This window comes from Bacteroidota bacterium (assembly GCA_016195025.1).
Classification (GTDB): domain Bacteria; phylum Bacteroidota; class Bacteroidia; order Palsa-948; family Palsa-948; genus Palsa-948.
Window position 1 is genome coordinate 18,327 of record JACQAL010000042.1, and the last position, 13,311, is coordinate 31,637.

General features: G+C 40.0%; 18 protein-coding genes. 2 read left to right on the forward strand and 16 right to left on the reverse strand.

The genetic code is table 11. The annotated features are described in order from the left end of the window. Window positions 1-33: 33 nt before the first annotated feature. From HY063_08665 to nuoE, 16 genes are all read right to left on the reverse strand, one after another. Complete coding sequence (locus HY063_08665; GenBank protein MBI3501852.1) at window positions 34-1,446, reverse strand: NADH-quinone oxidoreductase subunit N; 1,413 nt, start codon at window positions 1,444-1,446, stop codon at window positions 34-36. Next, window positions 1,443-2,936 carry an NADH-quinone oxidoreductase subunit M gene (locus HY063_08670; protein ID MBI3501853.1) on the reverse strand — a complete coding sequence of 498 codons (1,494 nt, stop codon included), beginning with the start codon at window positions 2,934-2,936 and terminating at the stop codon, window positions 1,443-1,445. The genes HY063_08665 and HY063_08670 overlap by 4 nt, the downstream gene beginning before the upstream one ends. Beyond that, entirely contained in the window at window positions 2,933-4,912 is a 1,980-nt protein-coding gene (gene nuoL, locus HY063_08675; protein ID MBI3501854.1) for an NADH-quinone oxidoreductase subunit L, read from the reverse strand. Before nuoL ends, HY063_08670 begins: the two co-directional genes overlap by 4 nt. Window positions 4,913-5,000: 88 nt before the next feature. Then, complete coding sequence (gene nuoK / locus HY063_08680) at window positions 5,001-5,318, reverse strand: NADH-quinone oxidoreductase subunit NuoK (protein MBI3501855.1); 318 nt, start codon at window positions 5,316-5,318, stop codon at window positions 5,001-5,003. Further along, window positions 5,315-5,815: an NADH-quinone oxidoreductase subunit J gene (locus tag HY063_08685; protein MBI3501856.1), complete on the reverse strand. Its 501-nt coding sequence runs from the start codon at window positions 5,813-5,815 to the stop codon at window positions 5,315-5,317. The genes nuoK and HY063_08685 overlap by 4 nt, the downstream gene beginning before the upstream one ends. Before the next feature lie 18 nt (window positions 5,816-5,833). Continuing rightward, on the reverse strand, window positions 5,834-6,415 hold the full coding sequence (locus HY063_08690; GenBank protein MBI3501857.1) for an NADH-quinone oxidoreductase subunit I: 582 nt from the start codon (window positions 6,413-6,415) through the stop codon (window positions 5,834-5,836). A 4-nt stretch (window positions 6,416-6,419) separates the two neighbouring features. Further along, complete coding sequence (nuoH, locus tag HY063_08695; GenBank protein ID MBI3501858.1) at window positions 6,420-7,451, reverse strand: NADH-quinone oxidoreductase subunit NuoH; 1,032 nt, start codon at window positions 7,449-7,451, stop codon at window positions 6,420-6,422. Beyond that, window positions 7,451-7,747 (reverse strand): type II toxin-antitoxin system RelE/ParE family toxin, encoded by a 297-nt coding sequence (locus HY063_08700; GenBank protein MBI3501859.1) that lies wholly within the window; start codon window positions 7,745-7,747, stop codon window positions 7,451-7,453. Before HY063_08700 ends, nuoH begins: the two co-directional genes overlap by 1 nt. Next, entirely contained in the window at window positions 7,732-7,965 is a 234-nt protein-coding gene (locus HY063_08705) for a hypothetical protein (GenBank protein MBI3501860.1), read from the reverse strand. The genes HY063_08700 and HY063_08705 overlap by 16 nt, the downstream gene beginning before the upstream one ends. Further along, window positions 7,962-8,255 carry a hypothetical protein gene (locus HY063_08710; GenBank protein ID MBI3501861.1) on the reverse strand — a complete coding sequence of 98 codons (294 nt, stop codon included), beginning with the start codon at window positions 8,253-8,255 and terminating at the stop codon, window positions 7,962-7,964. Before HY063_08710 ends, HY063_08705 begins: the two co-directional genes overlap by 4 nt. A gap of 1 nt (window position 8,256) precedes the next feature. Beyond that, entirely contained in the window at window positions 8,257-9,276 is a 1,020-nt protein-coding gene (locus HY063_08715; GenBank protein MBI3501862.1) for a (2Fe-2S)-binding protein, read from the reverse strand. A 122-nt stretch (window positions 9,277-9,398) separates the two neighbouring features. Beyond that, window positions 9,399-9,668, reverse strand: coding sequence for a hypothetical protein (locus HY063_08720; protein ID MBI3501863.1), 270 nt, complete (start codon window positions 9,666-9,668; stop codon window positions 9,399-9,401). Continuing rightward, entirely contained in the window at window positions 9,665-10,141 is a 477-nt protein-coding gene (locus HY063_08725; protein ID MBI3501864.1) for a hypothetical protein, read from the reverse strand. The genes HY063_08720 and HY063_08725 overlap by 4 nt, the downstream gene beginning before the upstream one ends. A gap of 10 nt (window positions 10,142-10,151) precedes the next feature. After that, entirely contained in the window at window positions 10,152-11,495 is a 1,344-nt protein-coding gene (gene nuoF, locus HY063_08730; GenBank protein MBI3501865.1) for an NADH-quinone oxidoreductase subunit NuoF, read from the reverse strand. Between the two features lie 22 nt (window positions 11,496-11,517). Continuing rightward, complete coding sequence (locus HY063_08735; protein MBI3501866.1) at window positions 11,518-11,934, reverse strand: GxxExxY protein; 417 nt, start codon at window positions 11,932-11,934, stop codon at window positions 11,518-11,520. A gap of 35 nt (window positions 11,935-11,969) precedes the next feature. Then, window positions 11,970-12,524 (reverse strand): NADH-quinone oxidoreductase subunit NuoE, encoded by a 555-nt coding sequence (nuoE, locus tag HY063_08740; GenBank protein ID MBI3501867.1) that lies wholly within the window; start codon window positions 12,522-12,524, stop codon window positions 11,970-11,972. A 135-nt stretch (window positions 12,525-12,659) separates the two neighbouring features. Here nuoE and HY063_08745 point away from each other — a divergent pair, with 135 nt between their 5' ends. Next, the gene (locus tag HY063_08745; GenBank protein ID MBI3501868.1) at window positions 12,660-12,851 is read left to right on the forward strand and encodes a hypothetical protein; all 192 of its coding nucleotides are present in this window, start codon (window positions 12,660-12,662) and stop codon (window positions 12,849-12,851) included. Between the two features lies 1 nt (window position 12,852). Continuing rightward, entirely contained in the window at window positions 12,853-13,263 is a 411-nt protein-coding gene (locus HY063_08750; protein ID MBI3501869.1) for a RidA family protein, read from the forward strand. Window positions 13,264-13,311 lie beyond the last annotated feature (48 nt).

Sequence of the window (13,311 nt, forward strand, 5' to 3'; positions counted from 1 at the left end):
AAACAAAAGTAAGATTATTTAGAAGGAGAGAAATTATATCAGCCGAATCACTAAGTCAGGGAAAATTCCAAGTGCGAGTGCGAGAACAATTGTAATGACGAGCAGAATTTTTGGGAGAAGAGAAACTTCTATAGAAGAAGTGTCTGAAGATTCTTTCAGGTACATTGAAATAATAACGCGGAAATAATAATAAACGCCAATCAACGAGCCAAGCACTGCAATCAGAACTAACCAAACATATCCGCTTGTTAAAGCAGAAGTGAAAATGTAATACTTCCCAAAAAATCCTGCCAGCGGAGGAATTCCTGAAAGAGATAACATGGCAATACACATTGCCAAAGCAGCAAGAGGATTTCGTTTTGCTAATCCTGAAAGAGAATCAAATGCAATGGTTGATGGTTGATGGTTGATGGTTGATGTATTTTCAAGGATGGTGAGAACTGCAAACGCTCCGATAGTGGAAACAGAATATGCGGCAGCATAAAATAAAATTGAACCTGCTGAATTAGTATTCATCGCGATAATTGCCAATAGCATATATCCCGCATGCGAAATGCTGGAATAGGCGAGCATTCGTTTTACATTTGATTGATAAACGGCTGTGATATTTCCGAGAAGAATTGTTGCAGCAGACATTATCCAGATAATATTCGTCCATGTTTGCCCGACTCCAGCAAAACAAATGAACAAACGCAGGAATGCGGCAAACGCTGCCGTCTTTACAATGCTTGACATAAAGGCGGTTACTTGCGTTGGCGCTCCTGTATATACATCAGGTGCCCAGAAATGAAACGGCACTGCCGAAATTTTGAATGACATTCCAATGAGCATGAAAAGAATTCCTCCCGATAATAAAACCCATTGTGCATCGCTCGGCCGTGCCTGCGATGGCATGGGAGGATTGAGATAAGTTTGAATGGTGTGAATATTGAAAGTCCCGAAGCAACCATAGAGCAGTGCAATTCCGAAAAGTAAAAATCCTGTAGCGAATGCACCCATTAAAAAATATTTCAGTGCGGATTCATTTGACGCCAAATCGTCTTTGCGGCTTCCTGCCAGAACGTAAAGTGGTATGGAAAGAATTTCTATTCCGAGGAAAAGCATCACCATGTTAGAATAAGAAACTAAAATCACCGCTCCGCATAAAGCAAAAAGAACTAATGCAAAATGATCGGTGCGGCTGGTTTCTTCGCGGAAGAAATTTCCGGACATCATGAACCATAAAAAAGCAGTTCCAATAATAACACAGGAAAATAACAGCGCATAATTATTAAAAGTGAGCATGTCGCTGTAATAATGAATATCGGTGTTCCAGTCTTTAACAACACATGCAATCGCTCCTAATAATCCAACCAATACAATCGGAAGCAGAAACTTTTTAAAGCGGAACATTTCCGCAAGCATTGCGATTACACCCAAACCGGAGAGTATGTACAAAATCTTCATAGTTGTTCCATCGGTTGAATTAATTCTGTAATGCGCGCCACGGCAGGTTCGGCAATGTCAAGCAATGGTTTCGGATAAACTCCCATCGCTATGATGAGAATCACAATTGTTCCAAAAACTATTTTTTCACTCGCAGATAAATCTGTGAAAGTTGAAGTGAGAGAATTTGTTTCTCCGAGCATCGTGCGTTGATAACTCCTCAGCATGTACACTGCTCCGAGAATTACAGTGAGTCCTGCGAATGCGGCAAACCACGCGTTGTATTGATATATTCCGTTGAGCAAAAGAAATTCTCCCACAAATCCGTTTGTGATTGGAAGTGCAACGCTTCCGAGCATTACAATCATAAATCCCGTGGCAAATCGCGGAGCGATGTTTCTGATTCCTCCGAGTTGTGAAATCTCATTTGTCTTCGTACGGTTGAATAAAATATCTGCGACAAAAAATAATCCTACCACATTTATTCCGTGCGCAAGCATTTGCATGATTCCGCCTTGAATTCCCTGTGCGGTGAGAGAAAATATTCCGGCAGAAATTAATCCCACGTGAGCGATTGACGAATACGCAATCAATCGCTTGAAATCTTTTTGCTGAATGGCAATGATTGATGCATAAAGAATTCCGATGATGGAAAGAATCATTGCCGTGTTTCCCCAGTGTTGAACTCCATTCGGAACAAGCGGCAGCAGCCAGCGAATCAATCCGTACGTTCCCATCTTCAGCATGATTCCGGAAAGCAACATTGTCCCTTGTGTTGGAGCAACAACATACGTATCGGGCTGCCATGTGTGAAAAGGAAACACGGGCATTTTAATTGCTAACGCGATAAACATCGCCCAAAAAATCCAGGTTTGTTCTGAGGAAGAAAGATTTGCTCCAGCAACATATAGCGCATGAATGTCAAAAGTTCTTGCAACTGCCTGCCCGCTTTCAAGAATTACATTATCTGTTTGGAGATAAACATAAATCAAACCGACAAGCATAAGTAAACTTCCTGTGAGGGTGTAAACAAAAAATTTGAAAGTGATTCGCGCGCGGTTTTCTCCTCCCCACAATAAACAGATGAACCAGATGGGAATCAGCGCGAGTTCCCAGAAAATGTAAAATAAAAATCCGTCCTGTGCCGTGAAAACTCCCACGAGAGCTGATTGCATTAAAAGTATCAGAGCATAAAAAACATTTTGATTTTTTATTTCTCTATTGAAAGAAGAAAAAATAATCAGCGGAACCAAAACATTTGTGAGAAGAACAAGAAGTAATGAAATTCCATCCATCGCCACTTTAAAATGAATACCGAGAGATTTTATCCAGACTAAATCCACCATCAACTGTGCGTCAGCATTGATTTTAAATTTTGTAAATGCGTAAACAGCCAATGCTAATTGTATAACAGAAAATCCAAGCGCAACTTTCTTCACTTGTTCGGAATTAAAAATCCAAACCAGCAATGAAGCGAGCAAGGGAAATCCTATGAGTGCAGCAGTATTCATACTAATTTATACAGCAGAATTAAAATTATTCCAATCACCATCGCGAAAATATAAAAGCCGATATGCCCTGTTTGAATTAAGCGTGCCTGAGAACTTGTCCACGTTACTCCTTCGCCAACAAAATTTACAATCTGGTCAATAAATTTAATTTCAACGAAGCGGTGAAGTTTATCTGAGAGCCAGTCGGTGGGTTTTGTAAAAAGTTTTGCGTAGAGTTCATCCATGTAATATTTATTGTAAATCATTTTCTGAACAGGATTGATGTGCGCAGTATCCGCAGGAGGAACATTTTTATTTTTCACGAAGAGATAATACGCGGAATAAATTGAGGCGAGCGCGGCAATCACAGCCACCGCCATCAGAATAATTTCTGTAGAATGAGAAAGTTCTTTCGGAAGCATTTTTAATTCGGAAGCAGAGAAAACAGGTTCCAGAAATTCTTTCAGGAAATGTTTTCCGCCCATTACTTCCGGGATTCCGAAAATTCCTCCAACTACTGAAAGCACAGCAAGCACTATCAGCGGAATGGTCATTGTCTTCGGAGATTCGTGCAGGTGATGTTCCTGCTCGTGTGTTCCGCGGAATTTTCCGAAGAATGTTAAATAGAATAAACGGAACATATAGAATGCTGTCATCACCGAACCAAGCACGCCCATAAGCCAGAAAAATTTATTGTACGCAAATGCGTGACCGAGAATTTCATCCTTCGAGAAAAATCCTGAGAAGGGAAAAATGCCCGAGATGGCAATCGTTCCCATCATGAACGTAAGAAAAGTAATCCGTAAAGATTTTTTCAAACCGCCCATTTTGCGGATATCCTGCTCACCGCTCATCGCGTGAATTACACTTCCCGCTCCGAGAAATAATAATGCTTTGAAGAATGCGTGCGTCATCACATGAAACACTGCGCCTGTGTATGCGCCAACTCCTAATCCTAAAAACATATATCCGAGTTGGCTCACGGTAGAGTAGGCGAGAACTTTTTTAATGTCATTCTGAAATAATCCGATTGTTGCGGCAAAAATTCCAGTGAACAATCCAACGCCAGCAACAATATCCATCGAAATGGGTGCGAGCGTGTATAAAATATTTGAGCGTGCAATCATGTAAATGCCTGCTGTCACCATTGTTGCTGCGTGGATAAGCGCGGAAACAGGAGTGGGGCCCGCCATCGCATCGGGAAGCCATGTATATAAAGGTATCTGCGCGCTTTTTCCTGTGGCGCCAACAAAAAGCAAAAGTGTAATTGTAATCATCACCGCCTGGTTGGAGGGAAAAGAACCTGCCGTGTCAAATACTTCAGAATATTTTATGCTTCCGAACGTGAGGAAAATGAGAATGATTCCGAGAATAAAACCTAAATCGCCAACGCGGTTCATGATGAATGCTTTGTTCGCGGCTTTGTTGTATTCCGTGTTCTTGAACCAGAATCCAATTAATAAATACGAACAAAGTCCAACTCCTTCCCATCCGACAAACATTACGAGATAATTATCTCCCAGCACCAGCAGAAGCATGAAGAAGATGAAAAGATTCAGGTGAGAAAAAAATCTGCTGAACGCAGGATCATCGTGCATGTAGCCGATAGAGTAAACGTGAATGAGAAATCCTACTCCTGTGATGATGAGAAGAAAAATTACCGAAAGAGGGTCGATGAGAAAAGAAAAATCAGCATTGAAGTTTCCCGCGTGAATCCAGTTGAAAAGATGAACGGTATAAGATGGATTTCCTTTTCCGACCTGAAAAATTTCTCCGACCGCTTCATCTCCGAATAACTGCCCGAACATTCCGCAGGACATAATAAAACCAATTCCAACAGTTGCGCATGCAATAAGCCCCGCCAATCCTTTGCTCATTTTTTTTCTCCGATGGAATACGGAGTCCGTAACTTCGTTCGGACCGAAAAAGCCAATGAGTAAAAACCCGATGAGCGGAAGAAGCGGTACGAGCCAGCTGTAATTTATTGCTTCAATCATATTCTAACAACAGATTCAACGGATGAAGACGGATTCAAACGGATGTTATCTGTCTGCATCTTTTTTATCCGTATGAATCTGCATTTAATCAGTTCTTCAATTTATTCAACACATCAATATCGGTTGAGCCGGTATTTCTGTAAATCATTATCAATATCGCCAAGCCAACTGCGACTTCCGCAGCGGCAACGACCATTACAAAAAACACAAAGACCTGTCCTGCAGCATCACCCCAGTAAGAAGAAAACGCAACGAGCAAAAGATTTACCGCGTTCAGCATTAATTCAACCGACATAAAAATAATTATTGCGTTCCTGCGGAACAAAACACCAAGTACACCAATGCAAAACAACACTGTGCTCAGCAGGATGTAATGATTGATGTGTATGTTTTGTATCGTGTTCATTTAATATCGCGTTTACCCAGCATCACCGCTCCAACCATTGCCGCTAAAAATAAAATGGAAGCGATTTCAAACGGAAGAAGGAATTGTTTGAATAAAACTTTTCCAAGATTTTTTACAAGACCAATATCTGCGATAGCAGAATGAGGAGGAGCCGGAAGTGCGTTTGTAGTTCTCATGGCTCCGATTAAAACGATGAGAAGTATTCCGGCAGAAATCACAGCAGCAAATTTCCATGCAATACTTTTATGCGGCTCGGTTTCTTTGTTCAGATTCAAAAGCATGATGACGAATAAAAACAAAACCATAATTGCCCCGGCATAAACTATGATGTGAACTGCTGCAAGGAATTGAGCGTTCAATAAAATGTAATGCCCTGCAATAGCGAAGAAAGTAATGACGAGATAAAGTACACTGTGAATCGGATTCTTTTCGAGAATGACCATCAGGCCGCATAGAATCGCGAGGAAGGAGAGAAAGTAAAAAAGATAAACAGTCATATTCTATTCAACTCGAAATTATTTTAATCTGTTGTGCTGAAGTTCTTTATTATTTTTGAATTCCAAAACTTCTTTTGTCTGTCTTTTCGAAATATCCACGCGTTTGTTTTCTTCAACTCCTTCTACCAGCAAATCTTTTCCGTACACGAATTTTTCACGCAAAGAATCGGAAGGAACAATTCTGTCCGTAAGAAAAATGGCTTCCTTGGGGCAGGCATCTTCGCAGTCACCGCAAAAAATGCAGCGGAGCATATTTATTTCATAAACACTTGCATATTTTTCTTCGCGGAATAATTTTTCTTCTCCGGGTTTTCTTTCCGCGGAAGTCATCGTGATTGCTTCGGCAGGACAGGCAACTGCGCATAACCCGCAGGCAGTACATCTCTCAGCTCCGTTCTCATCGCGTTTCAAAACATGCATTCCTCTATAGACAGGAGCAAATTCTCTTTTTACTTCAGGATATTTTATCGTTGCTTTTTTTCTGAAGAAGTGTTTTATAGTAATTAGCATGCCGTTGAGAATGGCAGGGAGATATGCTCTTTCAATCAGAGTCATTTCCTTATTTGAAACCTGTTTGCTTCTATTTGTCAGTGATTGCATTTCGTTAATTTATTTTTCCAGTCAGCCACATTACAATTCCTGTTATCGCGATATTCAAAATTGCCAGCGGAATCAATCCTTTCCATCCGAGATTCATCAGTTGGTCATAGCGGAAACGCGGAAGCGTCCAGCGAACCCACATAAATAAAAAGATGAAGAAAAATATTTTCGAGAAAAGAAAAAATGTTCCGAGAAGTACGAGCGTATTTGGCTCGTGAATAAATCTTCCGATGAAAGGCATATTGAATCCGCCAAAATAAAGTGTTGCGATTATCGCGGAAGAAATAAACATGTTGATGTATTCCGCAAAAAGATAAAAACCAAGTTTCATCGAAGAATATTCGGTGTGATAACCTCCAACCAATTCGGTTTCGCATTCTGGTAAATCGAAGGGTGCGCGGTTGGTTTCCGCAAATGCACAAATGATAAAAATTAAAAATCCGAGCGGCTGGTAAATAATATTCCAATGGCCTCCGTGCTGTTGCGCTGCGATTTCGCCAATACTCAACGTTCCTGTGGTCATGACCAATGCGATGATGGCAAGACCCATTCCAAGTTCATAAGAAATCATTTGTGAGGAAGCGCGCAATGCGCCAAGCAGCGCGAACTTATTATTGGAAGCCCATCCTCCAATCATGATTCCGTAAACTCCAACAGAAGTTACTCCAAGCAAATACAAAATTCCAATGTTTACATCCGCCACCTGTAAAGAATATTCTCCTCCGCCAATATGCAGCGAACTTCCCCATGGAATCACAGTGCCTGTCATGAGGCAAGTGAGCATGGAAAGCGAAGGACCGAGAATGAAAAGAAATTTATTTGAAACACCGGGAATGATTTCTTCCTTCATGAACATTTTTAATCCATCGGCAACGGGTTGAAGAATTCCAAAAGGTCCCGCACGATTAGGTCCCAGCCTATCCTGCAGGAATGCGGCAATTTTTCTTTCCGCGTAAGTAGAATACATCGCTATGAAAAGCGTAATTCCAAAGACGATTAGAACCAAAATGGATTTATATATAATTAATGACATCATTATTTCAATCTGAGTTTTTTGGGATTCTGTCTTCCATCCCAAACAGACAATATTTCTAAAACATCCGGCTTCAATTCATAAAACAATAAATAATTTCCGCAAACTGTCACTCTAACATTGTCTTCGTCAGTTGCTCTTCCTAAGTAATTATATTTTGCTATGTATCTCACTGTTTCTCTGAATTGTTTTGATAATTTCCTGCTATAGTTTTTATTTCCATTGTGTATAAACCAATATTCAAGAATTGAACGTCTTTCATGTTTTGCTTTGACTGACCATATTATTCGCTTAGCCATTTGTCTTCGTCTTTTTCCAGTTGCTCATTCGTGATGTATTCCCCGTTTTTGATTTGTTGTTTTCCCTTTCGAATTGCTTTGCGCTGTTCGGCAGACAACCTGTAAATATTTTTGCCAGCGCTTGAGTCAAGAATTTTCTTAATTGCTTTAAGAAATTCTTCGTCATTGATTTCAGAAATCTTATCAATGACCTGATGTTTTAATTGTGCTGTTGTCATTTTTTCTTTTTTAATTTTCTAACTTCTAAATTTATTTTTGCCCACTTAAAAGTGTGTTTAATTTTTGACTTCGGATGAATCCAATGCTTGTGATCTGGAGGTGTCCAACTTGCTCCAAATCCTCCATATGATTTTCCTCCGGCATATTTTGATTTTCCATCACTATTATTTCGCCACTGAATAAGAGTTCCATCTGTATCATAATACCAATGATGTCCTTTATGTTTCGCAATTCCCTGGCAATTTCCTTTTCTCAAAACAAAAGCATATTTCGAATTGCATTTTCTCATTCTATGCATTATTCGGATTCATTGCTCCTTCTCCCAGTTCCATTTTATTTGCTTCTAATCTTTTTTGCTGCTTCGAAACATCTGCTTTCAGATTCTGCAATGCGTTTGCAGTTTCATAATGATTGGCAGAGATTACCGAATGCCTGTCAATGTGCGAAGGCGCTTCAATTGTCCAGTCGCTGGTTTTCTTGTGGTCGTATCGGCAAGAATTACAAATCCATTCTGTTACTTCTCCGTATTTATCTTTTCTTGCAGTCACGCGAAGCACATCTTCACCTTTATACCAAAGGCGAACTTTCCCGCAACACTTATCACAATTGCGGTGGGCGTCCACAGGTTTTGTAAACCAAACTCTTGATTTGAAACGGAAAGTTTTATCCGTGAGCGCACCCACAGGACAAACATCAATCATGTTTCCGCTCATTTCATTTTCCACCGCGCTTTGTATATAGGTAGAAATTTCCGAAACATCTCCGCGATTGATTACGCCATGAACTCTGCCCGGACATAATTGTTCCGCCACTTTCACGCAGCGATAACAGAGAATGCAGCGCGTCATGTGTAATTTTACTTTATCGCCAATGTCAATTTTTTCAAACTCTCTGCGCTTGAACTCATAGCGGGTTTTCATTTTTCCGTGCTCGTAGCCGAGATTTTGCAAATCACATTCACCCGCCTGGTCGCAAATCGGGCAGTCGAGCGGATGATTTATCAAAAGAAATTCCACCACTCCCGCGCGCGCTTCAATCACTTCGGGCGAAGTAATATTCTGCACTTCCATTCCGTCCATTACCGTTTGCCTGCAGGAGGGAACAAGTTTCGGCATCGGGCGCGGATCTTTCTCCGAACCTTTTGAAACTTTCACTAAACACGTTCTGCAATAGCCACCGCTTGTCGCAAGTTTTGTATAGTAGCACATCGCGGGCGGAACAATTTCTCCTCCTATCATGCGCGCGGCATTCAGGATCGTTGTTCCTTCCGGTACTTCAATTGTTTTTCCGTCTATGGTGACTTTTGCCATTTACTTTTTTTCTTTGGGCGTGTCCCTCGAAGACTCGGGTCGGGCTTTCTGCTTCAATCTTTTTGCGAAACGCAAAAAGGATTTCCACTTCAATCCCTCACGCAAAACTCATTTCATATATATTATTTTTCCCAAAACAATAATACTCCTTCTGTGAATGAACCTCCCAAACCATACGCTGTTCTTTCGTATCTACTTGCACTTTCTGTTCCCATTGAAGCAAATCCTGTATTAATGCCTTGAACTTGTTTTAATTTCCATCCATCATCATTCATTTTTTGAATGTGGATATTAAGTCTTTCAGTTTCATTTACATGAATTCTTGGAGATAAAGAGCCATCAATTGACTTTAAATTAAGAAGACTTTCTTCCGATGTTTTAATATCCCTCATCGTATCAAAAATGCTATGACCAGCCCATTCATTTTTTTCCCACCACTGTCAAATTTTTTAAATAGTTTATTTTCTTCACTAGAAAATTCTTTTTGCTTAAATAGAAAATGTTTTTTCTTTTCTTTTAATAATTCTAACAACATTATATTCCTTTTCTTTTTATGATAACTATTGTCATTAGGATAATGATATTCCATAGCATTTATCTTGCTCAAAATATCATACAATTTGATTTGCCACTTTATGAACCTATCAAATAACTTTTTATCTTCAACAAAAAATTCTTTTTGCCTAGATAATATATGCTGTTCCATTTCTTTTATTAATTCCTCTAATCTCAATATGGAATTTCCTTTCTCTTTCTTTACTTCATTATCTTTTTCTTTTTCTTTGATTATATTATCTAAAGTACTTAAACTGAGTATTTGTCTTTCTTCAAGTTCAAAGGAGAAAAATGTAACAGTGTTTTTCATTTCTTGTTATTTAACTATTTGTGACTTCTAATTGATTCACTCTGTAATAATGTTTCACATCTTTCACATTCTTTCCGTTTCTAACATACTCTTCAAACTCACTTCTGAAATGTCTGATTGCTGCGGCAACCGGCCATGCAGCGGCTTCGCCCAGCGGACAAATTGTTTTGCCTTCAATTTTTCCCTGTATGTCCCAAAGCAAATCAATATCTGCTATGGTTGCGTGTCCATCTAAAAATTTATGCAAAACTTTTTCCATCCATCCTGTTCCTTCGCGGCAAGGCGAACATTGTCCGCAGGATTCGTGATGATAGAAGCGCGTGAAGTTCCAGAGATTTTTTACTACGCTGGTGTCTTCGTCCATCACAATGAATCCGCCAGAGCCAAGCATGGTGCCAGTAATAAATCCCCCATCACTTAAACTTTCGTAAGACATTAAGCGCGGTTCGCCTTTTGCAGTTTTCAAAATTAATTCTGTGGGAAGGATTGGTACGGATGAACCTCCTGCTACAACTGCTTTCAATTTTTTCCCGTTGCGAATTCCTCCACAATATTTATCCGAATAAATAAATTCTTCAACAGGAACTCCGAGTTCAATTTCGTAAACACCGGGTTTATTAATATGTCCGCCTGCGGAAATTAATTTTGTGCCGGTAGATTTTCCTATTCCGATTTTCGCGTATTCATCTCCCGTCATATTTATAATCGGAACAACAGCGGCAATTGTTTCCACATTATTTACTACGGTCGGTCTGTCCCACACACCTTTCACAGCGGGAAACGGAGGTTTGATTCTTGGATTTCCTCTTTTTCCTTCGAGCGATTCAATCAATCCGGTTTCTTCTCCGCAGATATACGCTCCCGCCCCAACATGCATGTACACATCCAGATAGTAACCGCTTCCTAAAATATTTTTTCCCAGAAGATTTGCATCGTACGCTTCCTGAATTGCTTTTTCAAGAATGTGATACACGTACATCATTTCGCCACGTATATATATGTAGGAAACATTTGCGCCAAGCGCGAACGAAGAAATAATCATCCCCTCTACGAGAATGTGCGGCTTCATCTCCATTAAAAATCTATCCTTGAAAGTGCCAGGCTCCGATTCATCGGCATTGCAAACCAAATGGCGGGGAACTCCGGGAGGTTTTGCGATGAAACTCCATTTCATTCCCGTTGGAAATCCCGCTCCGCCTCTTCCGCGTAAGCCGGATTTTTTTACTTCCTCCACAATTTCTTCGGGCTTCATCTTCAGCGCTTTTTCCAAAGTCGCATAGCCGCCATTTGCTTTATAGCCGGAGAGAGATTGAATTCCGGGTTTGTCTAAATCGTTTATGAGTAACTGAGCCACAGATTTCACAGATTTACACTGATTATAAAATAACTCGTTTGAACTTCAAAGAATTTTCTCCGAAGTTTATTAGTAATCCAAGTTTCAATTTAGAAACTGCAAGATAGTTTATGACTTGACGATAATGGTCTTCAAGCACTCCTTCCTGCGCTTTAACTTCTAAAATAATTTTTTCGTCAATTACGAAATCGGCAAAATAATAATGAGGTAAAATTGTTCCTTTATATTCTACTTCATACTTCCTTTCTCTTTCGAAGGAGATATTTTTATTTCTCAATTCAAATTCAATCGCGTCCTTATAGACAATCTCGGATAATCCCCTCCCCAATACTTTATGAACTTCCATGCACAAGCCAATGATCTCAAAAGAATCTTCTTGCATGGGATATTTATCCTTTGCGTAGTAAATTTCCTGTGCGTCCTGTAATATCAATTCCATTGGCTGTTAATCTGTGTTCTCTGTGTAATCAGTGGCTATTGTTTTATCTCCGAATGATTTTTAATTCTTTCTTTTCTATAGTGAGAAATCTGTTCGCCTTTGTTTTTATAATCGTCCAGAATCTTTTCGCACTTTTCAAAACTTAAATTTTCGTGATACGTTTCGCCAATCTGCATCATCGGTGCTGTTCCGCAGGAAGCCAGGCATTCAACAGTCTTCAGCGTGAACATTCCGTCAGCAGTTGTTTGCCCTTCTTTTATATTTAATTTTTTCTCGATGTGCTTTACTAAATCTTCTGCGCCCATCAGCCAGCAGGGACCGGTTCTGCAAACCTCAATCACGCATTTGCCAACAGGTTTTAAATTGAACATGGAATAAAATGAAGCTACTTCGTAAACTTCTATCGGTTGAATTTTCAGAATCGAAGCCACATAATCCATCACCGGTGCGCTGAGCCAGCCGTCAAATTCCGCCTGCGCGAGATGGAGAATCGGAAGTATCGCGGACTTCTGTTTGCCTTCGGGATAGCGCCTCATCAACTTGTTGCAGAGTGCAAGCGCTTCGTCAGAGAATCTTATTTGTTTTGCCACAAATTTTTTCGTTCGATTGGAGACAAATTTAGATATTTCTTCACGCCCGAAACAAGATTTTTTTCACCCTAAAAACTTTTTCTTCCGCCTATACTTCTATCTTTGCCTCCCTTAATTCTAATATACATATTTTACATGGAAGAAAACAATAACGAAGCGAAAAAAACTGCGCAGAAAGTCGGAGGACTTCTCTTTGTCGGATGCATGTTTCTCGGAATGGCAGCTGGCTGGTATTTTCATAACCTGAATATCGGTTTGTTTGGCGGAATGGGACTTGGATTTATCATGATGGCAGTGGTGTGGATGTCTGCCGCAAATAAAAAATAAAATGTCAGAAATAAATTCATCGAAAGCGCCCGAACCCGTTGGGCTTTATCCTCACGCGAGAAAAGTTGGCAACCTGCTTTTTCTTTCAGGAGTTGGTCCCCGCGAACGAGGAAACAAAAAAATCCCCGGAGTTGAACTGAATGAGAAGGGAGAAATAATTTCTTATGACATTGAAGCGCAATGTCATTCCGTTTTCAGGAATGTGAAATATATTCTGGAAGACGCAGGAAGCAGTTGGGATAAAATTGTAGATGTGACGGTTTATCTCACGAACATGAAAGATGATTTTCCGAAATACAACAAATTATGGGCGGAATATTTCAAAAACAATCCTCCGTGCCGGACAACTCTTGAAATAAATTGCCTGCCGACTCCAATTGCGATTGAGTTGAAGGTTATTGCTACAATGTAAAATCTATAAGGTTCCAAATTGGAACCTTAGAACTCATCACATTTTGTG